This window comes from Acinetobacter sp. V115_6, assembly GCF_031799025.1.
Taxonomy (GTDB): Bacteria; Pseudomonadota; Gammaproteobacteria; order Pseudomonadales; family Moraxellaceae; genus Acinetobacter; species Acinetobacter pittii.
The window spans coordinates 827860-852663 of the sequence record NZ_JAVQNO010000021.1; the positions used below are offsets into that span (position 1 = coordinate 827860).

The following is a 24804-nucleotide window of genomic DNA, read 5'->3' on the forward strand; positions in this document are numbered from 1 at the left end:
TTTAAAACTATATATGGCAATCTTTTATTAAGTTTTAAAGAAACATACAGTATTTGTTACAACGGAATAATTAAGATGAGCTTTTGTATAAACCATCAAAAATGTAAAAAATATTTTGAAAATATAAGAATTTAAAGAAATAATTTATATACTTGAAATGCTGCTACATATTAAGTATAGATTTTTAATGTAGCAGCATATTTCTTATTTTGTACAATGTTTTGCCATAAGTGGAGTGCTTTTAATTTTAAAAAATCCTCCGCTACTCATTACACCAAGCATTACTAAAACTGTTCCTACTAATTGCCAGATATTAAGGGCTTGTCCAGTAAGTAGAGCAATTATCATACTGAACACTGGCACAAAGTTAAAAAAGACAGAAGCACGACCAGCACCTAACTTTTGTATGCCATTAAACCAGAATAGATAAGCAATCATGGTAGAGCAGATAACAACATATCCCATGGCTAAGTGCGCATTTATAGGGGTAGATGTAATCGCTGTAAGAGGATCTTCAAATATCACACTCAACAAACCAAGTGTTATTGCCCCGAACAGCATAGAAAAAGTTGTTGTTTCTAAGGGAGTAGCATTTTTTACATAACGGCGAGACAGTACATTTGCAAGACAAAACCCAAATGCGCCCAATAATATAAATAGATCTCCAATGTCTATTTTGAGGTGCAGCAAAGTCGTTATATGTCCCTGACTAATCACCAGTAACACGCCACTTAAGCCAAATAAAACGCCTAAGAATTTATTAGTAGTAAGTTTTTCACCATCTAAAAGGATTGTCATTAATAGAGTCATTAATGGCGTGGTTGCCATAATTAAAGCACCGTTAACAGCTGATGTGGTTTGAAGTCCATAAAAACAGCCAATGTTAAATCCCGCAATTCCGATAATACCAATAATCAGATAGATAGCTAGATTCTGTCTTAAGGCTGTCCATCTAAGCTGGCCTGTTATTGAAAAGATTAAGAGTAAGCCTAGACTTGCAGTAAAAAAACGTTCAGACGCAGCAGATAACGGGGGCATATGTTGAATAATATAAGACATTGCATTAAATGCTGATCCCCAAAAAAACATCGTTAAGACAACACCAGCATAGGCATAAGCCACCGTTCTGTTCATGGACAGGCTCCCATTAAGAAAGGTTTTATTCTCGACAAATCTATAAAGGTGTACAATTCCATATTAATACACTTCTAATGTGAAAATTTGCACAATGATTGATTGGGAAAATTTGCATTACTTTTCAGTTTTTACAGAAGAAAAGTCACTTTCTGCTGCTGCCAGAAAATTGGGAGTAGATCATGCAACTGTATCTAGAAGAATTGCCCAGCTAGAACAAAATTTAAAACTTAAATTAGTTGATCGTAGACCACGGACATACATTCTGACTCCTGACGGAGAACGTCTTGCACAAGTAGTTGCTCGTATGATGGAAGAAACTTTTTCTATTGAACGTTTAACTCAAGCAGGTCAGCAAGAAGTAATGGGAAGTGTCTCTATTAGTATGCCTCCTTTAACTGCTGCACATCTCATCATGCCTCATTTGGGTAAATTTTATCGCCATTATCCGCAATTAAAATTACGGGTGCTCGGTGATGTTCATTATGTTTCTTTACAGCATAGTGAGGCCGATATTGCGGTACGATTTGGACGTCCTAAGGATGAAAATTTAGTTGCTCGAAAAGTAGGTGAAATACCTTTTGGAATATATGCAGGTCCAAATTATTTAGCTTCAACAGATCCTGAAAATTATGATTGGATTAGTGTAGAAGTGGGTGGAGTGCATGGTCAAAAACAACAAAAATTAAAAGAAAGATTAAGTCATAAAGAACCGATAATGGTTACCAATAATCCCGAGTTACAGTGGAGAGCTGCATGTGGAGAAATTGGTTTAGCGGTCTTACCTGATTTTTTAGGAGCTCTTAGTAATTTGATCAGATTACAAGATGATTATCCGATGAGTGCTGAAATATGGTTAGTCACACACGAAGATTTGCGACATAGCCCTGCAATACGTGTAGTAATGGATTTTCTTATATCTTGTTTTGAAGCTTTTAAGGTCTAATGTGTTAATGCTATCCATTTATATAAAAGCTACTGGAGTCCGCAGCTTTTATATTGAGATAAATTTTAAGCCAGACTGACTTCTATTCCTCTACGTAAATTAGATTGGTCCTGATCGGAGTTTAAATCAATTTTGGCATACGATTTGGCAAGTATGCGTCGAGCAGCAAAATTAATTGGTTTTTCTATCAACTTAGGTAATTTGATACCTAAGGGGTTGCTTTCGGTTTGAGATACCTCGGTTTTGACCCTAGTTCCCATAATATAGTCAAACCATGGTTTGGTAACGCACCAATTAGCATTTTGATTGCTTGTCATATGATGATCATAGTGCCAAGGGATGCGTTTCTTAGCATATTCAGGGTCTAAATGGGCTTTTGAATGCACACGCCAATAATTCCATAAGCCATAATAAAGCCCAGCTGTAAAAAAGGGCGCTACTGGTAAGAATACTGTTGCAGCACCAGCTAAACTAATTAATGCTGTTTTTTCATTATAAATTTCTGCATTTTTGAACATTGATTCTGCATAACCTTCATCATAAAAATTATTTAAGCGAGCACGTTTATGATGAGCAATATGAGTAAAAAAAGGGCTGTTACGATACTTGGTTGGATATTCGTGTAACCAAACTTTATGGAAGTACCATTCAAGGCCATTTGCAACAAAAATACCGACAGGAAACCCGAGCATACTAATTACTTCTCATGAATCATAATTTAAATGCATTGTAAAATAAGAAAGTTTTATCGCTTTGACTTTATAGGCAGTCCAAGAACTGCCTATAAAATCAATTTTATTGCTTTTGTTTGCGTTGGCGATATGCGCTTGGAGTTTCACCAGTCCAACGTTTAAAAGCTCGTGTAAATGCAGAGGGTTCAGAAAAGCCAGTTAAATAAACAATTTGATCAAGGGTTTCTTTGGTGTTTGCAAGTAATCGTCTTGCAAGCTTCTCTCGATGCTGGTTTAAAATTTTCTCGTAATTAGTATTAATTGCTTGTAAATCAGCTCGAAGGGTACGTGGGTTACGATTTAATTGTTCAGCAATAAATTTTTGATCGAATTGACCAGATTCAAGTAAACCATTGCTGAGCAAGCGCTCAATCGCATAAACAAGTTGATGTTTTTCTAAGTTTGATAGTTGCTGTTCAGCAATTGTTTCATGAATTTTTAATAATTCAGGTTCAGCCGCTGGTGATGCTTTATTCAATAATGTACTAGGAAAAATTATAGCGCCTTGTTTTTGGTTTAAAATTACCGGGCATTTCCAAGCTTCTTGATAATTATTAGCTGAAGCACCTTGTTCATAAGGTAATGTAATTTGGCTAGGCCTAAACTCGTTATTCGTAATATATTTAAAAAAATTAAGAAAAATACCGATGCCACATTCAAGATAATGTCTTACAGGGTGTTCAAAACCTACTAATAACGCGATATCTTTTTCAACAATTAAAGAAAGATTAAATACATCGGTTAACAGGTCCTGATATCTTAAAGCACGTTGTAAACCTTCACCAAAAGTAGAACTACTTAAAAATAAATATTCAATGACTAAGCCTCTAAAAGCAGGCATTTGATTGCCTACATGTAAGCCAATATCAGGATCTTTACTTATTTGTTCAGCAGCTGTCCAGAATCTCTCTTGAGTAGAATTATTTCTACGAACATTTTTATCTGGTGGCTGATTGGGTAAATTAACACTTGCAAATATAGATGCGGCATCTAAACCCATCTGTTGCATAGTCTGATAGGTCATCCACAAAAAAATTCCAGCATCAGAAGAACTTTTAGACATATTTTTGTTGTAATTACCCAGCAAATTATAGGACGCATTCAACCATGATTTCATGGTTAATACGATATCCTTGGAGTTTATATTTAAGGATCAGGGAAGATACCTGCATCTTCACGTGCTTGTTTTAAGGCTAATATGAAAGATAGCAAGAAAAGTAAGCCTATAAAAAACAGAAAAAAATCAAGTTTACTAATTGCATACCCTATGCTCAAGGCTCCTAGACTTAATAATATAATACATAAAATTTTCCAAAAAATGAGCATGTTACGTTCTAGTGAAAAGCCTAAGATCTTGTTTGTAATTGAAGGGGATTTCTAAATTTATTTATGTTTTTTTTATTATGAATTATGTAATTCTTTATAATTTTTTAAAATTACAGTTTTATTGATTTTGTTTAAGTGTTTGAAATAAATAAAATTTTACTTAAGATGTGTAACCTAATTATTTCTTTTTTTTGAATTAAGTTTTTATTAATTAATAGAATGATAATTCTTTAGAAACACTATAAAATAGGACTTTAAAAAATAAATTCATTTTTTAATTTATTTAAAACAAAGCCTTAGTAAGATTATTTAAATTTTTGTTAAAAAAGAGACTTGATTTTTAAGCTAAATTTTGGAATTATAGTTGTGCAAATTGTGATCTATTTCCCACAATTTGTATTTCAGGTTAAGTGGTTGTCACTAATGCTCATATGCTATTTTTGCTTATGAGCATTTTTTTATGTGACTTTTTAATATAACTACAAAATTTTTGAAACGTTAAATTTTAAGATTATTTATCTGAGCTAAGCTTAATTATTTTTAATAAATTTTAAGAGATAAATTAATCATATTGAATAGTCACCGTCGCTGTGGCTTTAACCTCACCTGCGTTCACATTGGTGGCGGTCTGATAATAACGGGCAGTTAAAGGAATATCATATTCAACAGTTTGGTTGGAACTCACGTTACCTATATTGAGTTTGGTTGCTTTTTGAATCGGCTTATTTGCTCCATTCATATTCCAGAGCAGTTCAACACCCACACCGTTAGCTTTGATTGAGTTCGCAGCACTGTTGTTAATCACCTGATTATTGGAGGTATCAGAATTATAATCAAAACTTAAGCTGATCGTATTGCTCGTAGCGATACCAGAGTTGTTTTCACCCCCATTACATAAGATCGATAGATTAAAATTCTGTTCCCCTTGGGTTGAACCAATCGCTTTAAAACCTGACTTTGTAACAGTGGGGAGTTGAATGGGTGTATCTACACCATTTTGAATTTCACATGAGGAGGAGGCGATCAAGACAGGAGCACTACTTAACATGGTCGTAGTTAAAAATGGTCGGTTTTGTTGACCTGATACATAATAGGTGCTGTAACGTCCTGCTACTAATGCTCCTGAACCTGTGGTCATGGATGTTTTAATAACTTCCATAACAAAATATCCCGGTGAAAGGGTATATGCAGTATTTGGGGTTAAAGTACGTCTATATGGATAATACCCAGAAAAATCTGAAGCATCTGCTGCTTCACGATAAAGACGAATACCAATACCGGGAATATTGGTTGCATATGCATTATTACCTATTGGGCTAACTGGATAATTTAAGGGGAGAGCCGCAATAATTTGATCACTAGCACGACTACATGTTGCAGTGGAATTATTGGGAGAAATCGTAAAAGTATTCCTTTGTAAGATAGTCCCTATAGGGTCAGTCGGTTTTACGACGATTTTACCAATGTTCATCGGGATATCTACGGTGGTAAATCCCTTACTTAAATTACAATTTGCATTTGTATGGCTATAAGCAAATAGACTCACTGCCAAAAATCCAATTTTTTTTAAAATCTTATTCATTTACAGACCGCCTTTGTCATAATAATTGATTGATTGTTATGCTTTATTTGATCCGTGATATCGTATTCAAGTTCGCATTTTTCAGTACTTCTTTCTCCCCATTTCACATATAAACGGTCGTGGGTTAAGGGGGTTCGTAAATAAATACGGCTGCCTTGCGCAACAATACCTATCACTTCGTTATTTTGGTTATATACCTGTGCGGCAAAAGGCAAATGTGAGCCATCTAAAGTGGTTGGGCTAATAAAAAGTGCGTAACCTTTTTTTGTTGTGAATTGAACTTTAGTGATTGAGCCTGCATAGGGAGCAATACGTAAGCTACTTTCAGCTAGCTCAACCTGTGTAGACATGTTTTGCGGATCAAGGCTAATGTCATTCATATGGTAAGGTGTAACATAGGGGATAACCGCATATCCCTTTTTATTTATGCTGAGTCCTGGTGTATTACCGACTTGTGCTCCTGTTGCATCTGGTGCATAAACTAAAACCATTGTTTGAGCTTGATCTGGCCCAAACAGAATTCCTTGGGAATGGGCAACAATATTGCCACTCAAGTTAAGCATTTCTTGTTGATATGAGTTGGCGTAACTGAATGAAGCACCTAATGTTGTGTAGTTTGTCTTATAGTTGCCATTAATGTTGAGGTTTGTTTGACCATGGTCTTGACTAGAAATTGATGCGCCGTAATTCAAACGGTTTCCTGTAAAACCGCTAAAACTCAAAATTTGGCTATCTTTACTTAGAAGACTATTTAAATTTAAAGAGCTTTTCTTAAAATCTAAGGGAAAGGATAGAGAAATGAGGTATTGAGTATCTTGGTCAGCTCGCCCACCAGCTTCAATAGTTTCACTATTAATTGCAGAGAAACTATAAGTTAAATCTTTAAATTGGTTGCTATAACCTAATTGGAATTGCTTATTAGTAGTAGACTGGTTCCAATAGTTTGTCCACGAACCTACTAAATAGAAATTTCCCCATTGGTTTGGAAGAGCTTGATTTAAATTAATCTGGAATTCACTTTTTTGCTTACCTACCGAAAAACTATCAATATTTTGCTCTTGTAAGTCTTGAATTAAAATTGCGTCACGCAGTTTGAGATAGTTTTGTGTTGAATAACGATAAGTTGCTAGTGTTAGGTTAGTATGCGTTGGAGCAAATAACTTATTGTAACTTAGACGATAACTTTGCCCTGTCATTTTAGTTGAATGGGAAAAACTGGCATTTGACTGAGTTGCATCAAAAGAAATAGCGCCAATAGGCGTTGAAAAAGCTGTACCTAACAATACAGAGAAATACTGCTGCGTTCCTTGAATTGCGCTATAAGTTGTAAGGTAATTATTGATTCCGCGTTGATATTTACCCTGTATTAGCCATGGAGTTAACTTAATGTTTGGGTCTCGAAATTGCCCTAACGTGAATGAATATCGGCTCATTTGAGGGCGTAGCATTTCAATTACAGAAGCATATGGAATAGAATATTTTTGAACTACTCCATTAGATTCAAGTACCGAAACTTGTAACTCACCTCCAAATCCTGTGGGATAGAGATCATTAATTTCAAAGTTTCCTGGTGGGACTGTGGTTTGGTAAATTAAATTACCTTGTTGTCTAACTTCGACTTTTGCATTGGTTTTGGCATAACCTCGAACTCTTGGAGCATAACCAAGCATACTATTTGGAAGCATTCTGTCATCACTTGAAATATTCATTCCACGATAGGGTAAAGAGTCAATAAAATCGCTATTAGTAAAATAATCTCCTAAAGTCACAACACCGTGAATATCGGGAAACGCTTTTTGTATATATGTATTTGTCGAGGTATAAGAAGAATTATTAGATTGAGAATTAGATTGGCTTTGCCATTTCCATTGTCCATTATGGCGAAACTGCCAACTTGCTAAATTTGCTCCAAGATTGGTTCCCATAAAAGCATAACTATTTGCATGTTGTTCATTGACTATTCGATATGCTGTGGCGTTATAGCTTAAAAAAGCTGCATTAATACCACGATCCCACAAATGTGGATCGATATAACCTTGCGGATTTTTTTCTAAGACGACTTGCGGGATCGAAATATCAATTCTTAAACGGGAACTATCAAATACATAAAAAGCACTATCTATCCATGACGCGAGAGCTTTACATGAAAGAGATGAATTAGAGTCATGTTGACTTAGAACATCAGCTTTTACGCCATATTCAAGCAACGTGGCTTCTGTAAAACATGTTTCAGCATTTGTGTTAGGAGCTGAGGCAGTAAATCGCATACGCCGTTTACCCAGCCATTGACCATTAATATAAACATCTAAGCTATATTCACCAGGCAAGATCGGGTTGCCGTATTTGAAACGAGCTATATCAATTTTTTGTGCATTACCTACTAAGAAATTGCTATCAAATTCAGCCTTCGTAAAATGTGGAACATCACTAGTATTTTCAGCATATATAGCCATAGGCATGAATAGCGTAATACTTGAGACGACATACCAAGTAAAGGGGCTTTTTAAACATATATAAGGTATAAACCATTTAGACATAGTTCTAGAGCCTATTCATGATAGGTTTTAAATTTTTTTAAGTAATACAATGAGGTTAGAATTTTATTGGGTGCTCAATTCGTCCACCGTAATCATTGATATACACAAAGCTCATATCTGCTAAGTTTTTATTTTTTAGTTTAATTTTATCCTCTGAATAAGGGGCAATCATTAAGCCTTGTTGCAATAAGTCTGTTTTATGGCCTTCACTTCCTTGAAAAATGGAGGTAATAGTAAGAAAAAAAGGTGTCGGATTTTTTATCATTAGATATTGATCATTTATTTTCCACTCGACTTTGTCACTTAGTTGATCAATATTTTCTTTTAGATCTATAGGGCGGTAAAAAAATTTAATTCGCGAACGAACAGCGAGTTGCAAAAAATTGTTAGAGGTTGTTGTGGTTTGACCTTGTTGAGTTCTCCCTTCAGGTTTAGGAGGGATATCTAAAACATTAAGCCAAAAAATAGATTCTTGTTGTTGGCTTAGTTGAGATGTAGTAGGCAACGCTGTAATTCTTAAGGTTTGCCCCTTAGTTGCTTCTACTCTTGAAATTGGTGGAGTAATAATGAAAGGTACATTTGTTTCATCTGGTGTTGACTTTGCATTTCCATCATCGATCCATGCTTGAACAAGAGACGGGGCCGTGCCGTTATTACTCAGTTGTAATGTGATCTCACGGGCATTTGAAGGATAAATGACACGAGTACCATGTAAAACAATCTCAGCATGACCTGTAGTAGTGAGCGCTACTTGCAGACAAACTAATCCCCAAAAAAATTTACGACCACGAAAAAGCATCAGTCATATTCTCAATAACAAATAATAGGAAGGAGATAGCTTCTATTCATGAATAGAAGCTTCAATTTTAAGTTTATTGATAAATGATCGTGTATTTTACTTGCGATGTTACCGTACCAGCAGTAGAAGCACCTGTAGCATAATATTCAGCATAATAGTTAAGATCAGCACTACCGCCTGCTGAAACATTTACCCATTGTGAATTCGTTTGAGTTTCATTTGTGCTTGTAGCAAGTACAGGAATTACAGCGTTATTACTGCCAAGTAACTGAATATTTACATTTGTTGCTGCACCAGAAGTTGCTTGGTTTAATAAACGACCCGTATTAAAGTCAACGGTTGCGCCTGGTTCAAAATAAGTTGCGACTTTACCTGCAGCGGTACAGTTCGTTAAATTAATTTGAAAAGGTGTACGACCAGCTACATCACCAGCATTTTTTAAGGTTTGAGATGAAACAGTAGGCAAATTGATTGTTAAATTTTTATCTCCAGTATCAATAGTACAAGTATTATCCGTGACAAGACCATTAATAGTAATTGTGCCATCTGCTGCTTGTGCATTTGCTATATTTAAGAGAGAAACTGCCGCCACAAAAATAAATTTTTTCATAAAATCCCCAGAATAGCTTTTTAAAATAAAATCCATTACTTTTCAGTAAGTTTATTCTGATTAAGTAAGGCGAAGGAAATATATCACTTTTCAATCAAAAAACAAGAAAAACATTATATTTATATATATTTTGATCAATTGTTTTTATTAATAAAAATTAAAAAATTTATTTTTTATCATTTGGTAAAATAATTAATTAGTTTTTATTTAAAATGGAATTTAAAAAATAGTAATATCTAAGTAATTGTATTTTATTGAATTAATGAAATTTTAAAATATTTAAGATAATATACATCTAATATTTTTGATTAAGCCATTGTTTTTTAATGATAAAATTGTTTTGTGTATATCTTATAAATATATTTAATTTTTTAAGAATTTTTTAAGGTTCAATTCCTACTGTTTTAGTTGTAATTCAATAAAAGATAATCTGGAGTTCAGTTCCATGAATACTATGAAGTATAGCTATAAACCTAATTACTTTTTCTTTGCTCATAAATTAGTTTTATTTTTAAAGGATTATCTCATCAAGCATCCGACGGAGCAGCAAACAACGTTTAACTTGCAAACGATTTATGACATCTTTAGCCATGATCTTGCTTCAAGTACGACAAACCTTGAAGGTATCTTAAATATTGCAGATGAATATGTCTTTGAAACAGAAGATGGCTTACTTCCATTAATTAGCAAGCATTCAGTCAATCTCAAAAATCATGTACTTTCTTTAGAATTTACACCTCAAGCCTTGGCAAGTCTGTTATCAGGTCATTCGTTAGTAAATCCTAAAGCAGCTTAGATTTTCTTTTAAGGTAGAGTGAACTCATATAAAATTCATAAAATTTATTTTTAAGAGTTGTTTATGAGTAAAGACTTTAAGGCCTTAACTTATATTGCGGATGAGAATGTAGCAGATACAGTGACTTGGCTTTTACACCATCAAGATGTTTTTGATTCTTTTAATTTTGATGTGTTGAGCCAAGAATTCACAGTAACGCATGCAGCAGGAAAGGATATTATTCGAGTCGGAACCTTTCTAAATGCTACTTACGGAATATTAGTAACTTCTATATAAATGAAAAAAGCCCTGAATAATCAGGGCTTTTAAATTTTCTAATTTGAGTTAAGCACTCATTGCATCTACTGATAAATCAGCAACTGTTGGCTTTGGTTTTTCAGCCGTTAAACCTAGTTTATTAAATAAAGCTTGGTCTTTACCTTCACCAGCATTTGGTGTAGTTAGTAGTTTATCACCAGAGAATAATGAGTTTGCACCTGCCATAAATGCTAATGCTTGGTCTGAATCACTTAATGATTCGCGGCCCGCAGAGAGACGGATATAACTATGAGGCATGATAATACGCGCCACAGCAATAGTACGAATCCACTCAATTACATCAAGCTTTTCAACATCAGCTAAAGGTGTTCCTTCAATAGGAACAAGCATATTGATTGGCACAGATTCAGGATGAATTGGTAGGGTAGCTAGTTCATGTAATAAACCAATTCGGTCTTCACGACTTTCGCCTAAACCCACAATACCGCCACTACAAACTTTCATACCAGCTTGACGAACATAATCAAGGGTATTTAAACGGTCATCAAAAGTACGAGTACTAATAATGTGAGAATAATACTCACGAGATGTATCTAAATTGTGGTTGTAGTAATCTAAACCAGCAACTTTTAGGCGTTCTGCTTGAGATTGGTTAAGCATCCCTAAAGTCATACAGGTTTCCATACCTAATGCTTTAACTTCGCGTACCATTTCTAAAACATAAGGCATATCGCGCTCATGTGGGTTACGCCAAGCAGCACCCATACAAAAACGTGAAGAACCTGAATCTTTTGCAGCTTTCGCTTCACTAATCACTTTTTCTACAGCAATACGTTTTTCTGCTTCTAGTTTTGATTCGTAATGTGCCGATTGTGAGCAGTATTTGCAATCTTCAGGACATTTACCCGTTTTAATAGATAAAAGGGTACTGACCTGAATTGAATTGGCGGTGAAGTGCTCACGATGTACTTGCTGAGCCTTGAAAACTAAATCCAAAAAAGGTTGTTCATATAAAGCTTGGATTTCTTCACGATTCCAATCATTACGTAGAGTCATTGTCATATCCATGATGATGGCATTAATTCACTATACATAATCATACAGAATTCGTATTAAAGCTATAGGGCAAAAAACATCATTTTTTTAATTTGATAGCTGAAGTTGATTAAGTTGCTGTTCAATTGCCCAATCAATATGCACATTGACGATTTCGTCATGTAAATTTTTGCCATTTTGTAGTTGATCTACAATTTCTTTTGAATAAGGAGCATTTCCTAATCCGATTGCAATATTACGTTTAAATGATTGATAACCTGTCCGGCGGATAGGGCTACCTTCCGTATTGGCTAAAAAAGTGGCTTCATCCCACTGCCAGATATCAAGCAGACTAATATTATCTAATCCATGTCTAGGATTAAAATCAGAAATAGATGCTGTTTTAGCAAAGCTATTCCAAGGACAAATTAACTGGCAGTCATCACAACCAAATATTCGGTTTCCAATACCTGCACGTAATTCTTTAGCAATAATTCCTTTATATTCGATAGTTAAATAAGCAATACAACGTCTTGCATCTAGCATGTAAGGCTCGACAATTGCTTGCGTCGGGCAAATATCAATACAAGCGCTACAAGAACCACAATGTGCTGTTGCAGGCTCGTCGAAAGGTAGCTCGAGTGATGTAAATAGCTCACCTAATACGAAAAAAGAACCTGACTTTTTATGAATGAGCAAAGTGTGTTTACCTGTCCAACCCATTCCAGCACTTTCAGCTAATGATTTTTCAAAAATAGGCGCCGAATCTGCAAAAGGACGAGATTCAAAGTCACCAACTTTTTCACGAATTCGTGTTGCTAGCGTTTTCAATCTACCACGCATGACTTTATGGTAATCACGGCCACGTGCATAGCGGGCGATAATGGCAGAATTAGGCTCTAAAGGTACATATCGAGGCTTTGGAGATTCCACAAGATAATTCATGCGGACACAAATAATACTTTTTGTACCAGGCACTAATAGTGTTGGATCAGCTCGCTTTTCTAGATTTTCTTCTAAATAGGTCATGTCTGCATGATAACCACGTTCAAGATACTCTAAAAAACGTGGCATTTGCTCTTGAGCATCTGGTTTTGCGATGACACAATCAGCAAAACCCAAGTCTAATGCTTGAGCTTTGATCCATGCTTTTAATTCATGTGGATCAATTTGTTGCACTGTAATGCGTGATGTGTCGGAAGATGTCATAAACCAAAATGCAAGAGGATAATAATATGCAGGCGGTAGTTTACCATAGCGATGATATTCGAGCATGGGAGCGGCGCTGGTTTGCTGCGCAAAACTCCTCCTTAGGTTTAATGCAGCAAGCGGCTTGGTCAATTGCCCAGCAACTTATTGAGCTTTTTAACGATCGGGCTATTAAGAATATTGCTATTTGGTGCGGACAAGGCAATAACGCAGGTGATGGTTACTTTATAGCAAGTTACCTTAAACAAGCTGGATTTCAGGTTGGAATATTTGCGGCTCAATTGGGTGAGTCAACCGATTTACATTGTGCAGCGCAATTTGCTAGAGAAATGAAAGCCCAAATTCATCCAAATTTTGATATTAAAAGAACATTTGATTGTCATATTGATGCTTTATTTGGCATAGGTTTAAACCGAGAATTAAATATAGATTGGCAACAAGTAATTCAAAAGTTTAATGAACAATCTGGTCTAAAAATTTCAGTTGATATACCTAGCGGTTTACAAGCAAATACAGGGCAAGTCTTACCTTGTGCAGTGAGAGCTGATCATACCTTTACTGTTTTAGGACTTAAAGCTGGATTATTTACAGGACAAGGAAAAGAATATGCGGGACAAGTTCATTTAGTTAGTCTAATTCCTATAGACAACGAGTTGAAATCCTTAGCTTATTTGTCACCCACAAACATTAAACTTCCTCAGCGTATGGCATTTGGGCATAAGGGAAGCTACGGGCATGTTTTAGTGATTGGTGGACATGAGCAAATGGGTGGAGCAGTCATTATGGCTGCTGAAGCTGCCTTTCATGCAGGTGCAGGCAAAGTGACAGTGGTTTGTCATCGCAACCATCATCAGGCCATTTTGTCGCGGGCACCTAATATTATGCTTCGTGATATTAATGCTTTAGATGAAAACAATATTAAAGAGATTCTATCTCAGATCGATGCAATATGCTTTGGAATGGGATTAGGCCGTGACGATTGGGCAAAGCAGATTTACCAACAATGGTTTAATTTGTTAAATCAAAGTACACGCCTAGAAATTGTTTTAGATGCAGATGCTTTATGGTTTCTGGCTAAACAGCCTGAAAAGTTAAATACACATATTTATGCCACACCTCATCCTGGAGAAGCTGCTACTTTACTTGGTTGCTCTACAGCGCAAATTGAAAATGACCGAATTGCTGCAATTTATGCCTTACAGCAAAAATATGCAGGCCAGTGGGTACTTAAAGGAGCGGGTAGCTTAATTTTAGAAGATAATTTGTATATCTGCACGCAAGGTAATGCTGGTATGGGAACTGGTGGAATGGGAGATGTGTTAGCAGGAATGATTGCGAGCTTAAAAGCCCAATTTCACAAAGGTATTGCATTACATGAGATTGTTACCCTTCATGCTCAAGCAGGTGATGAACTTGCAAAACAAGGTATGCGTGGCTTACAGGCCTACCAAATGAATCAAATCATTACTCAGGTCGTAAATCAATAAGTTTTAACGTCTGCGACTGCTAGACCGACTTCGCCCACGTGCCATACCACCTAAGGCATTTAAAACAGAAAGTTTGCTCATACTTCCTGATGCGTGAGCATGGCAAATAGCGGCAGCAAGGGCATCGGCTGCGTCGGATTGAGGTTTAATGGTCAAATTAAGTAAACGCATCACCATCATTTGGACTTGTTCTTTATCGGCAGCGCCATAACCAACCACAGACTGTTTAATTTGGCGGGCAGTGTATTCTGCAACTTGTAAATCTAAATTCACTAATGCGGCTATGGCAGCACCACGGGCTTGTCCTAATTTTAAGGCAGAGTCTGGGTTTTGAGCCATAAAGACTTGCTCAACTGCAGCTTCAGTTGGACCATGGAATTTCACAATTCGCTCAACGCCAGCAAAAATACGTTTTAAGCGTTCTGGCATTTCTTGAGTCTCTGTTCGGATTGTACCGGCATCAACAAAACGTAGTCTACTACCATCTTTTTCAATGATTCCATAACCTGTTAAGCGTGAACCCGGGTCAATACCAATAATCAATGCCATGTGAAGACTTATATAAATAGTTTAGAGAGTATTGTTACATAGCCAAAAAGGTTCTGCATGCGTAATTTAAAGAATGCTGCGATGAATGGTTATTTTTCGGTTTTATCGAACCAATTTATATCTTTAAAATCATTTGATGTAATTCTATTTTAGTGGAATACTTATCTATAATTTTGGAATTAAAGTTTATCGGTCGATGGAAGATATTAATATCCGCATTGCGCAGCAAGTGCGTGAAATACGTCTAGCGCGTGGATATACCCTAGATATTCTTGCTAGTCGATGTCAGGTAAGCCGTTCTGCAATTTCACTCATTGAAAGAGGAGAAGCGAGCCCTACAGCTGTTGTTCTTGAAAAGCTAGCAAATGGTTTAGGGGTGCCTTTGACTCAGCTATTTGATTCGCCCCAGAATACTCAATCGCCTCAACCTATGGTACGGCGTACTCAACAAGCAGAATGGAAAGATCCAGAAACGGGATATATTCGCCGTCAAGTTTCGCCTCCAAATTGGAAATCTCCATTTCAGATCGTTGAAATTGAATTTCCAGCCCAGTCCCGAGTTACTTATGAAACAAGTACGAATTCTAAAGTTGTATTACAGCAAATTTGGGTAATAGAGGGGCAAATTGATATTCAATTGGGTGAAAACTTTTATGCTTTACAAGAGGGGGATTGTTTGGCGATGCAATTAGATCAACCGATCATATATAGCAATCCTTCTTATAAAGCTGCTCGATATATTTTAGTTGTATGTAATGAGCTCGTCTCTATTCTTAAGGAATCTTCATGATTAAAAATCTTAATCCAAATTTACGTTTAATCGATTGTCATGAAGCTACACATGCAAAGGCTATATTAAATATCTTGAATGAAGCAATTATCAATTCTACTGCTTTGTATGACTATTTGCCGCGCTCTGAAGAGTCGATGAAAAACTGGTTTGCAGTTAAAAGAGAAAATGGTTTTCCTGTCATTGGTATTGTAGATGAGACAAACAAGTTATTAGGTTTTGCAAGTTGGGGAACTTTTAGAGCTTTTCCTGCCTATAAATATACGGTCGAACATAGTATTTATATTCATCATGAACATCGTGGCGGCGGATTAAGCAAAATTTTAATGCAAGAATTGATTAAGCGTGCTCAACAGGCAGACTTACATGTATTGATAGGCTGTATTGATGCAACCAACCAAGCAAGTATCGGTTTACATGAAAAAATGGGCTTTATTCATGCAGGTACTTTTAAGCAAGTCGGTTTTAAGTTTGGTCAATGGTTAGATGCTGCTTTCTATCAGTTAAATTTAAATACACCACATACCCCAGTTGACGGATAAATAATAAGGTTTTCAAATTTCAAGTTTTAAAATAACCCAGTTTATAAGGATGAATATAAGCTGGGCTATAAAGTTCAAATTATAAAATACCTAGCTGCTCTAATCCCTTATAAGCAATTTCTTTTCGAATAGAACTAGGTATGCCTTTTTTCATTTCTAAATTGAGTGAGAACGCTACAATTTCTCCTTGAGGTTGAACGACCCAGCCTGTTAACCAGCCCACTTGAGGCTCCACATCCCATCCCCAACCACTTTTGGCATAAATTTTCCGTCCATTTTTTTCTTCTATGAACAGCATAGATTGAACTTGTTCTTGCACATTCTTGCTAAAAGGAAGAGTTTTATGGGCTAGTTCATAAGCAAACTGGGCTTCTTGTTGAGGTGTAATTTTAAGTGGACCAACAAGCCAAAAATCATCTACTTTTGAACCAATATCAGCATTACCGAAACCAATGCGTTTTACCTCTTTAGACATAAGATCAAGGCCAATTCGTCGAGCTAGTTCCTGATAAACTGGAATAGCAGAAGCTTTCATCGCATCGCCTAGAGTCATGTCCTTTTCCCAATCAGGAAACAAACGCTTTTGCCCATCCCATTTAAACACTTCAGTTGGTGTTGCTTTATGATGCTCAAGTCCAATCAAAGCATTTAACATTTTAAAGGTAGAGGCGGGAACATATTCGGTTGATGATCTTTTAAGATCATTGCCATAGATTTCCTCTGTTTGCCCACGTTTTATAACTAAAACACCTTCAGTTTGTGCTTGATCAAACAATGATTTAATTTTCTCTGAGTTTTTATTGGTAGAAATTGACTGTATTTGATGTTGTTGTACGGTATTAAAAGAACATGCCGACAAAAACATCGTACCAATGGCAAAGAAAAGAGCTTTTTTAGTCATGAGTTTATGTGGGTTTAAAAGAATTATTCTTTAATTTAACTTGAATAGAGGTACTTTTAGATAGAGAAAATGTAAGTTATTTAGGAAATTCTATATCTATGCACTACTTTTTTAAATTTTATAAAACAACTATATAAATAAAGGAATATATCCAATTTTTCTAAGAACCTAAGTTTTCAACTAGACTAAAAAACTGCTTTCTTGAAGGACTTTTCGTTTAACTAGAGTAAAAAAATTAAAATCTAATTGAAGTCGCACTTGATAAACTTGATACAGCACTCATTAATAATAAAGCATGTTTGTTTTTATCGAGTTAAAATCAAATGTACTCTAGTATTGCAGACTCTGGCTGTTTCGATAGGGTTGGGGCAAATAAACTGCAATGAATTTTCTTTTTGAGATAGATAAAGTTTTACATGAATTTACTTCTTATTGTAGTTCTGGGCGCGATTGTTGAAATTGCCGTATGGATTGGCGTAGCACAGTTCATCAGTGGATGGTATGTGTTCTTTTGGTTCATTCTTGCTTTCTTTATTGGTTTGGGGCTTATTCGCAGAAGTACTGCTGGTATTATGCCTCAATTACAGCAAATGCAGATGACTGGCCAACTCGGTAATGACCCAACAGTAACTAAAAAACTTGCTTATGCTTTTGCAGGTTTCTTATTAATGTTGCCAGGCCTTGTTTCTGATGTGTTAGCGGTTTTAATTTTGATCCCTGGTGTTCAAACTGCTTTCCGTAATATAGCCATGAGAACTCTTGCAAAACGCCAACAAGCTATGATGGATAAAATGATGGGGGGTATGGGCAGTAATATGGGTGGGCAAAATCCATTTGCTGATCTAATGCGCCAAATGCAAGATATGCAGAATCAACAAGGTGGGGGCAGTCAAGGTCAATACCGTGATTCAAGTATTATTGACGGAGAAGCGCGAGAAGTCACTCCAGATCATAAGAAAATTGAACATAAAAATAAGGATTAATAAATACCTTATCTACAGGCCTAAACCTCCAAAGTTTAGGCCTTTTTTATTTTAAGAAGATACAAATTATTTAGTTAGAGATTCAGTCACAGCAGAATCTGTTTGAGGCAATTCAGTTGGGCTTTCTTGTGGTTTTGTTTGAGGTTGGTATTTGTTTGAAGCTAAGGCTGTTTGCTTATTTTCAGATTGTTGATAACCTCGGCTTCGGTTGGCTCGTTCGCGAAACCCACCTTTATTAATGAGCTTTGTATGTGACATGCATTTGCCTAAAATGTGAGATTATTCGCTTATTTTAACAAATTTGGCAAAATATCAAAATAAGAAAAATAGTTCTATAAAAATAATATTTAACTTATATATATGTTTTTAATTAATATTTTTTAATTGACTCAATTGTTCATCCAGATTGAATTATCTATTCATTTCACATAGGATAAATATAAAGGATGTATAAATTAAAAAATGTAGCAAACCTATTAAAACAACAACGGTTGAAATGAGGGAAGGAGGGTTACCTATGCTATATCAATACCATTGTGCGTGTTGCGACAAAGTTGTGGCATCGACTGATAAATCATGTCCATATTGTGGTTCACAACATATTCGAAGCCCGTATGGCTTATGGATGTTTTGTGTGATGGCTTGTCTAGCTGTTGTCGTTGTATTTAAAGTTGTCCATATTTATATCCAGAACCATCAAGATACTCCAACGCAGTCAACTTTACTGGATGTATTAAATCAGGATGATAAAACGACAAGACAATAGATTTTGATTACAGCTACAAATGATATGGCGTCAAGGATGATTGCTAGAAGATTAAACCCTACATACCATAAAATTTGAACTATAAATAAAAAAGCCCGCTCAATGGCGGGCTTTTTTACGATTTTATTTTAGAGGCCAGCAGCATCTTTAAGGGCATCAACTTTATCAGTTTTTTCCCAAGTAAATGCAGAGTCAGAACCTTCGCGACCAAAGTGACCATAAGCCGCAGTTTGTTTGTACATTGGTTGAAGAAGATCCAACATACGAGTAATACCAAATGGTCTTAAATCGAAATGATCACGTACAAGTTGAATAATCAACTCATCAGAAACTTTTGCTGTACCAAAGGTGTTAATTGAAATTGAAGTAGGTTCTGCTACACCAATTGCGTAACTCACTTGAATTTCACATTTGTCAGCAAGACCAGCAGCTACAATATTTTTTGCAACATAACGACCAGCATAAGCAGCAGAACGGTCAACTTTAGATGGATCTTTACCAGAAAAAGCACCACCGCCGTGACGAGCCATACCGCCGTATGTATCAACAATAATTTTACGACCTGTTAAACCACAGTCACCTACAGGGCCGCCAATAACGAACATACCTGTTGGGTTAATGTGAAACTTAGTAGCTGCATGGAACATTTCAGCAGGAATGATCGGTTTAATAATTTCTTCAATAACTGCTTCTTTAAGCTGGCTTTGAGAAATTTCAGGATCGTGCTGAGTAGATAAAACAACAGCATCTAGACGTACAGGCTTGCCATTTTCATAGGCAAAAGTAACTTGGCTTTTTGCATCTGGGCGTAACCATGGAAGGGCACCTGAACGACGAAGTTCAGCTTGACGCTCCATTAAGCGGTGAGCATAAGAAATCGGCGCAGGCATAAGCACGTCTGTTTCACGGCTTGCATAACCGAACATTAGGCCTTGATCACCAGCACCTTGATCTTCTGGTTTTTGACGGTCTACACCTTGAGCAATTTCAGGTGATTGTTTACCAATCATATTGATTACAGCACACGTTGATCCATCAAAGCCAAGATCAGAGTGGTGATAACCAATACCGTTAACAGTATTACGAACAACAGCTTCAACATCAATATTAGCAGTCGTTGTTACTTCACCAGCAAGTACAACAGCGCCTGTTTTTACCAGTGTTTCACAAGCAACACGTGCGTATGGGTCTTCTTTTAAGATTGCATCCAAAATAGCGTCGCTAATTTGGTCGGCCATTTTATCGGGATGACCTTCGCTTACAGATTCCGAGGTAAAAACAGCGTACTCGCGCATGAAAGTCCTATCTTGGTTATTTCAAAAGACATAATATGTTACATCGACTTGAGCTTGAGGACCAGTTCATACTGACTAAAAAGCATGAATTTATTTCATTTATAGTGTGTTTTAATTGATAAGTGTATTAGCAAAATTGATATAGAAAGCTTTAATTTAAAGTATTTATATTTTAACAACTTGTTGCTAGTGTGTTTTTTAAACATATAACTTAATAAAAATCTTAAATATCAAAATTTGAATTTTAAAGTAAAGAAACATGATAAACGTATACAAGATTAGCTAATTATTTTATCTATATATCAAAAGCTAACAAGATTAATGTGCTTACATTTAGTCGTTGTGCAGAAAAATGAACACTGTTTTGTATAACTTAAAGATTCAAATGTTTTTTGTGTAACCAAGAAACGGTTAAAAATAAAGAAATATACCGTGTTGGGGTTTACCCTAAGCCTTTTTTTTAAGACAATATAGCGGCATTGAATGGTTATTCATCTTCTTCTTTTCATCAATCTATTAAAATTGGATTCTGATCTATGACGACCCCTTTAAACGAACGTCGTATTGCAAATGCAATTCGTGTATTGGCAATGGATGCTGTGCAACAAGCAAACTCAGGGCATCCAGGTGCTCCAATGGGGATGGCAGATATTGCTGACGTCGTCTGGCGTGAGTTTTTAAATCACAACCCAACAAATCCACAATGGGCAAACCGTGACCGTTTCGTTTTATCAAATGGCCATGGCTCAATGTTGCAATACGCTTTGCTTCATTTAACAGGTTATGATCTTTCAATTGAAGATTTAAAACAGTTCCGTCAATTGCATTCTAGAACTCCTGGTCATCCTGAATATGGCTATGCACCGGGTGTAGAGACGACAACTGGTCCTTTAGGTCAAGGTATTGCTAATGCTGTTGGTTTTGCTTTAGCAGAAAAAACATTGGCTGCTCAATTTAATAAAGATGATTTAAAAGTTGTTGACCATTTCACTTACTGTTTCTTAGGTGATGGCTGTTTAATGGAAGGTATTTCTCATGAAGTATGTTCTTTAGCTGGCACCTTACAACTTGGTAAATTGATTGCTTATTATGATGATAATGGCATTTCAATTGATGGTGAAGTAGAAGGCTGGTTCAGCGACGATACAGAAGAGCGTTTCAAAGCCTATGGTTGGCAAGTTCTTCGTGTAGATGGTCATGATGCTGATGCGATTCGTCAAGCGACAATCGAAGCAAAAGCTGAAACTCAGAAACCAACAATCATTATGTGTAAAACGATTATTGGTTTAGGTTCACCGAATAAGCAGGGTAAAGAAGACTGTCATGGTGCGCCATTAGGTAAAGATGAAATTACTTTAACTCGTGAAGCATTAGGCTGGAACGAAGAAGCATTTGTTATTCCTGCTGATGTATATGCTGCATGGGATGCAAAAGCAAAAGGTAGTGAATCTGAAGCAGCTTGGAATGCGGTATTTGCACAATATCAAGCAAAATATCCAACTGAAGCGGCTGAGTTACTTCGTCGTATCAGTGGTGACTTACCAGCAGAATTTGCAGCGCAAGCAGATGCTTTCATTCGTGAAACAAATGCGAAAGGCGAGACAATTGCAACTCGTAAAGCAAGCCAAAATACATTACAAGCATTTGGTCCTTTATTACCTGAATTGTTAGGTGGTTCTGCTGACTTAGCAGGTTCTAACTTAACACTTTGGAAAGGTTGCCAAGGTGTTCAAGAAAACCCAGCTGGTAACTATGTCTACTATGGCGTACGTGAATTCGGTATGACTGCGATCGCTAATGGCGTTGCATTACATGGCGGTTTTGTTCCTTACGTTGCAACATTCTTAATGTTTATGGAATATGCACGTAATGCAGTACGTATGTCTGCATTAATGAAACAACGTGTAATTCATGTTTATACACATGACTCAATCGGTCTGGGTGAAGATGGTCCAACTCACCAACCGATTGAACAAATTGCTTCATTACGTGGTACACCTAACTTAAATACATGGCGCCCTGCGGATACTGTAGAAACTGCAATTGCTTGGAAATCTGCTTTAGAACGCAAAGATGGCCCTACAGCACTTATTTTCTCTCGTCAAAACTTACCATTCCAAACACGTTCTGAAGAGCAAATTCAAAACGCTGCAAAAGGCGGTTATGTACTTGCTCAAGAAAAAGGCGAATTAAAAGCGATTATTATTGCAACTGGTTCAGAAATTTCTTTAGCAATGGAAGCTTATGCACAACTTGAAGGTGTGCGTGTAGTTTCTATGCCATGTGCAGAAGAATTTATGAAGCAAGATGCCGCATACCGTGAAGCAGTATTGCCAGCTCATATCCGTGCGCGTGTTGCTGTTGAAGCAGCTCATGTTGATTACTGGTGGAAATTTGTTGGTCTTGATGGCAAAGTAATTGGTATGACAACTTATGGTGAGTCTGCACCAGCAAAAGATTTGTTCCAATTCTTTGGTATTACGACTGAAGCTGTTGTTGCAGCCGTAAAAGAATTAACTGCTTAACTATTAAAGTAGTGTAAAAAAGCGCTCTATCTAGAGCGCTTTTTTATTTGAGAGGTTAAATAGTGAGTTCTGTTTGGATATTAATCTGAGAGGTTAATAACTTATGAATAGGGCAATTCTCTGCAACTTTTAGTAATCGCTTATGCTGGTCTTCAGTAAACTCGCCTTTGAGTGTGATTTTCCGTTCAATATTATTTTGGCCTTTCTCAGGTTCGCCATTTGGGTTTAATGCTAAATCCACTTGAACATGATCTAGCTTAATTCCTTTAAGATTCGCATACATTTCTAAAGTAATGGTGGTACAAGCTCCTAAAGCGGATAATAAAATCTGAACTGGGTTCGGAGCTGTATCTTGTCCACCTTTATCAGTTGGTTCATCTGCAAACCATTGATGGCCTGAAGGATCGGTGAGAGTTACCCGATATGGAGTGGAAGTACTTTGTGCTTGGGCCGTATTAACCATGTTTTACCTTGTTATTCATCAATAAAATCGCAAGAAAAATTAATAAATCTGAAGCTTCGAATAGAAGAATATCTATACTTTATAATATTAGTTTTAAATAATAACTGTAACGCTTTTATTGTTGCATAGATGAAACATATCGTTTTATAAAGAATAGTGAATTAAATTACTTGATGTATACACTAACGACTATATCAATAAAGGATACGAAAAATGCATCTTAAAACATTAAGCTTTGGTTTGGCAGTAGCATTGGCTAGTTCAGTTACTTTAGCTGCACCAGTAGATTACAAAATTGACCCAACACATACAGCTACTGTTTTCTCATGGAATCACTTTGGTTTCTCTACTCCAAGCGCCAACTTCTCGGATATCCAAGGTGTAATTAAAGTTGATAATGCTAAACCAGCAAACTCATCTGTAAATGTGACTATTCCTTTAAGCAGTGTAAATACAAACGTACCTGCTTTAGATAAAGAGTTCCAAGAAGAAGCTTGGTTTAATACTGCTAAATATCCAAATATTACGTTTAAAAGTACGAAAGTAGAAACTAAAGATAAAAAGCATTTCAAAATTACTGGTGATTTGACTGTTAAAGGCGTAACTAAGCCAGTTGTACTTGACGCTGTTTTAAACAAGCAAGGCGAGCACCCAATGGCTAAAGTTCCAGCGATTGGTTTTAATGCTACAACTTCATTCAAGCGTTCTGACTTTGGTTTAGGAAGTTATGTGCCTAATGTTGGCGATAAGATCACTGTAAACATTACGACTGAAGCAACTGCCGCTAATGCAACTAAAAAATAAGTTATAAGTTTTCTAAAAAGCCCTCAAATATGAGGGCTTTTTATTTAGACTGGCTCTTTTTTATCTGGGTCTATAAATACTAGAGGCGCTGAAGGATCGATATTTCTTTTCTGCGATTTTTCTCTTAAGAACTGGTAAGTAGGGACTTTTCTTTTTGCCTGATCGCGCAGTTTCTTTTTAATATAAAGAACCAGAGCAAAACATGTAGTTGCAACGGTGAGCATCATACCATTCATATAGCTCATGATTGAGCTTACATAGCCAATAGTCGTTAAGCGATGCATCATACGTTCAACTTGAGTGCTACTTTCAATGCCCGTAATTGCCCAACTACATAGATGTTCACAGTTATTAATAATCAAATGATAGTGGTTTTCATGCATACGTGAACGCATTCGGCGAACAACAATCTTTCCTTTATAACGAGGTTTGTCATAAGAACGGACGTGTATTTTTTTGCCATGCGAGAAAGCATCTATTGACGTGATTTCAATCGGGCGTTTTTTGATGAAATGAGCTAAGCCGGAATAATGGATAACTCGACCTCTCCCTGCATATATACCATGATGGCTATAGCCGAGATGCTTTACGATAAGGTGAGCCCCTAAAGGGTAGTGTTTATTCGGTTGTTGCATGCTTACGCTGATCCAATAAAGTGTAAATGGCTTTTATTGAAAAGCTGCTAAACATTATAACCAATATCAGCAATTTGGAGTGTATTGATTACGTCGGATGA

General features: G+C 36.3%; 26 protein-coding genes. 10 read left to right on the top strand and 16 right to left on the bottom strand.

Annotated features, from left to right (window positions below; genetic code table 11):
* Positions 1-204 precede the first annotated feature (204 nt).
* Positions 205-1134: a DMT family transporter gene (locus RMA94_RS12335; RefSeq protein ID WP_311083156.1), complete on the bottom strand. Its 930-nt coding sequence runs from the start codon at positions 1132-1134 to the stop codon at positions 205-207.
* Between the two features lie 94 nt (positions 1135-1228).
* Between RMA94_RS12335 and RMA94_RS12340 the strand changes: the two genes are divergently transcribed.
* Entirely contained in the window at positions 1229-2080 is an 852-nt protein-coding gene (locus tag RMA94_RS12340) for a LysR family transcriptional regulator (RefSeq protein WP_017482306.1), read from the top strand.
* Positions 2081-2145: 65 nt separating this feature from the next.
* Here RMA94_RS12340 and RMA94_RS12345 read toward each other — a convergent pair whose 3' ends face one another.
* The 7 genes from RMA94_RS12345 to RMA94_RS12375 all read right to left on the bottom strand — a co-directional run bounded on the left by RMA94_RS12345 (position 2146) and on the right by RMA94_RS12375 (position 9701).
* Positions 2146-2772, bottom strand: coding sequence for a sterol desaturase family protein (locus tag RMA94_RS12345; protein ID WP_206215988.1), 627 nt, complete (start codon positions 2770-2772; stop codon positions 2146-2148).
* A gap of 103 nt (positions 2773-2875) precedes the next feature.
* Positions 2876-3874, bottom strand: a complete 999-nt coding sequence (locus RMA94_RS12350) for an AraC family transcriptional regulator (protein WP_130172966.1) — start codon at positions 3872-3874, stop codon at positions 2876-2878.
* An 83-nt stretch (positions 3875-3957) separates the two neighbouring features.
* Positions 3958-4137 carry a hypothetical protein gene (locus tag RMA94_RS12355; RefSeq protein ID WP_130172766.1) on the bottom strand — a complete coding sequence of 60 codons (180 nt, stop codon included), beginning with the start codon at positions 4135-4137 and terminating at the stop codon, positions 3958-3960.
* 562 nt (positions 4138-4699) lie between these two features.
* Positions 4700-5719, bottom strand: a complete 1020-nt coding sequence (locus RMA94_RS12360; RefSeq protein ID WP_130172765.1) for a fimbrial protein — start codon at positions 5717-5719, stop codon at positions 4700-4702.
* Positions 5716-8172, bottom strand: coding sequence for a fimbria/pilus outer membrane usher protein (locus RMA94_RS12365; protein WP_311084029.1), 2457 nt, complete (start codon positions 8170-8172; stop codon positions 5716-5718). The genes RMA94_RS12360 and RMA94_RS12365 overlap by 4 nt, the downstream gene beginning before the upstream one ends.
* Before the next feature lie 139 nt (positions 8173-8311).
* Entirely contained in the window at positions 8312-9055 is a 744-nt protein-coding gene (locus RMA94_RS12370; protein WP_119685489.1) for a molecular chaperone, read from the bottom strand.
* A 73-nt stretch (positions 9056-9128) separates the two neighbouring features.
* On the bottom strand, positions 9129-9701 hold the full coding sequence (locus RMA94_RS12375; protein WP_014206555.1) for a fimbrial protein: 573 nt from the start codon (positions 9699-9701) through the stop codon (positions 9129-9131).
* Between the two features lie 409 nt (positions 9702-10110).
* On the opposite strand from RMA94_RS12375, the gene RMA94_RS12380 reads away from it, so the two are divergent.
* A complete protein-coding gene (locus RMA94_RS12380; RefSeq protein WP_017386793.1) occupies positions 10111-10461 on the top strand; it encodes a hypothetical protein in 351 nt (116 codons plus the stop codon).
* A gap of 63 nt (positions 10462-10524) precedes the next feature.
* Entirely contained in the window at positions 10525-10737 is a 213-nt protein-coding gene (locus RMA94_RS12385; protein WP_002121471.1) for a hypothetical protein, read from the top strand.
* A 48-nt stretch (positions 10738-10785) separates the two neighbouring features.
* Here the strand turns inward: RMA94_RS12385 and bioB are convergent, their stop codons facing one another.
* Complete coding sequence (gene bioB, locus RMA94_RS12390; protein ID WP_005069622.1) at positions 10786-11775, bottom strand: biotin synthase BioB; 990 nt, start codon at positions 11773-11775, stop codon at positions 10786-10788.
* Between the two features lie 87 nt (positions 11776-11862).
* Positions 11863-12963, bottom strand: coding sequence for a tRNA epoxyqueuosine(34) reductase QueG (queG, locus tag RMA94_RS12395; protein WP_311083160.1), 1101 nt, complete (start codon positions 12961-12963; stop codon positions 11863-11865).
* 26 nt (positions 12964-12989) lie between these two features.
* Here queG and RMA94_RS12400 point away from each other — a divergent pair, with 26 nt between their 5' ends.
* Entirely contained in the window at positions 12990-14450 is a 1461-nt protein-coding gene (locus RMA94_RS12400; protein WP_311083162.1) for an NAD(P)H-hydrate dehydratase, read from the top strand.
* Between the two features lie 3 nt (positions 14451-14453).
* Here the strand turns inward: RMA94_RS12400 and ruvC are convergent, their stop codons facing one another.
* A complete protein-coding gene (gene ruvC / locus RMA94_RS12405; RefSeq protein ID WP_311083164.1) occupies positions 14454-14999 on the bottom strand; it encodes a crossover junction endodeoxyribonuclease RuvC in 546 nt (181 codons plus the stop codon).
* Between the two features lie 196 nt (positions 15000-15195).
* Here ruvC and RMA94_RS12410 point away from each other — a divergent pair, with 196 nt between their 5' ends.
* Together RMA94_RS12410 and RMA94_RS12415 are read left to right on the top strand one after the other, a co-directional pair.
* Complete coding sequence (locus RMA94_RS12410; RefSeq protein ID WP_311083167.1) at positions 15196-15789, top strand: XRE family transcriptional regulator; 594 nt, start codon at positions 15196-15198, stop codon at positions 15787-15789.
* The gene (locus tag RMA94_RS12415) at positions 15786-16331 is read left to right on the top strand and encodes an N-acetyltransferase family protein (protein ID WP_311083168.1); all 546 of its coding nucleotides are present in this window, start codon (positions 15786-15788) and stop codon (positions 16329-16331) included. The genes RMA94_RS12410 and RMA94_RS12415 overlap by 4 nt, the downstream gene beginning before the upstream one ends.
* A 79-nt stretch (positions 16332-16410) precedes the next feature.
* Here RMA94_RS12415 and RMA94_RS12420 read toward each other — a convergent pair whose 3' ends face one another.
* On the bottom strand, positions 16411-17232 hold the full coding sequence (locus tag RMA94_RS12420) for an OXA-213 family carbapenem-hydrolyzing class D beta-lactamase OXA-502 (protein WP_032003497.1): 822 nt from the start codon (positions 17230-17232) through the stop codon (positions 16411-16413).
* A 416-nt stretch (positions 17233-17648) separates the two neighbouring features.
* On the opposite strand from RMA94_RS12420, the gene RMA94_RS12425 reads away from it, so the two are divergent.
* Entirely contained in the window at positions 17649-18215 is a 567-nt protein-coding gene (locus tag RMA94_RS12425; protein ID WP_014206565.1) for an FxsA family protein, read from the top strand.
* Positions 18216-18281: 66 nt separating this feature from the next.
* Here RMA94_RS12425 and RMA94_RS12430 read toward each other — a convergent pair whose 3' ends face one another.
* Positions 18282-18473 carry a hypothetical protein gene (locus RMA94_RS12430; RefSeq protein ID WP_014206566.1) on the bottom strand — a complete coding sequence of 64 codons (192 nt, stop codon included), beginning with the start codon at positions 18471-18473 and terminating at the stop codon, positions 18282-18284.
* A 259-nt stretch (positions 18474-18732) separates the two neighbouring features.
* Here RMA94_RS12430 and RMA94_RS12435 point away from each other — a divergent pair, with 259 nt between their 5' ends.
* The gene (locus RMA94_RS12435) at positions 18733-18981 is read left to right on the top strand and encodes a hypothetical protein (RefSeq protein ID WP_002121448.1); all 249 of its coding nucleotides are present in this window, start codon (positions 18733-18735) and stop codon (positions 18979-18981) included.
* A 128-nt stretch (positions 18982-19109) separates the two neighbouring features.
* Here RMA94_RS12435 and metK read toward each other — a convergent pair whose 3' ends face one another.
* Complete coding sequence (gene metK, locus RMA94_RS12440) at positions 19110-20276, bottom strand: methionine adenosyltransferase (protein ID WP_005069601.1); 1167 nt, start codon at positions 20274-20276, stop codon at positions 19110-19112.
* A 536-nt stretch (positions 20277-20812) separates the two neighbouring features.
* Here metK and tkt point away from each other — a divergent pair.
* The gene (tkt, locus tag RMA94_RS12445; protein ID WP_005076314.1) at positions 20813-22801 is read left to right on the top strand and encodes a transketolase; all 1989 of its coding nucleotides are present in this window, start codon (positions 20813-20815) and stop codon (positions 22799-22801) included.
* 55 nt (positions 22802-22856) lie between these two features.
* Here the strand turns inward: tkt and RMA94_RS12450 are convergent, their stop codons facing one another.
* Complete coding sequence (locus RMA94_RS12450; RefSeq protein ID WP_014206571.1) at positions 22857-23264, bottom strand: OsmC family protein; 408 nt, start codon at positions 23262-23264, stop codon at positions 22857-22859.
* Positions 23265-23477: 213 nt separating this feature from the next.
* On the opposite strand from RMA94_RS12450, the gene RMA94_RS12455 reads away from it, so the two are divergent.
* Positions 23478-24068 (top strand): YceI family protein, encoded by a 591-nt coding sequence (locus tag RMA94_RS12455; protein ID WP_014206572.1) that lies wholly within the window; start codon positions 23478-23480, stop codon positions 24066-24068.
* A 44-nt stretch (positions 24069-24112) separates the two neighbouring features.
* Here RMA94_RS12455 and RMA94_RS12460 read toward each other — a convergent pair whose 3' ends face one another.
* Positions 24113-24703, bottom strand: a complete 591-nt coding sequence (locus RMA94_RS12460; RefSeq protein WP_311083173.1) for a lecithin retinol acyltransferase family protein — start codon at positions 24701-24703, stop codon at positions 24113-24115.
* Between the last annotated feature and the right edge of the window lie 101 nt (positions 24704-24804).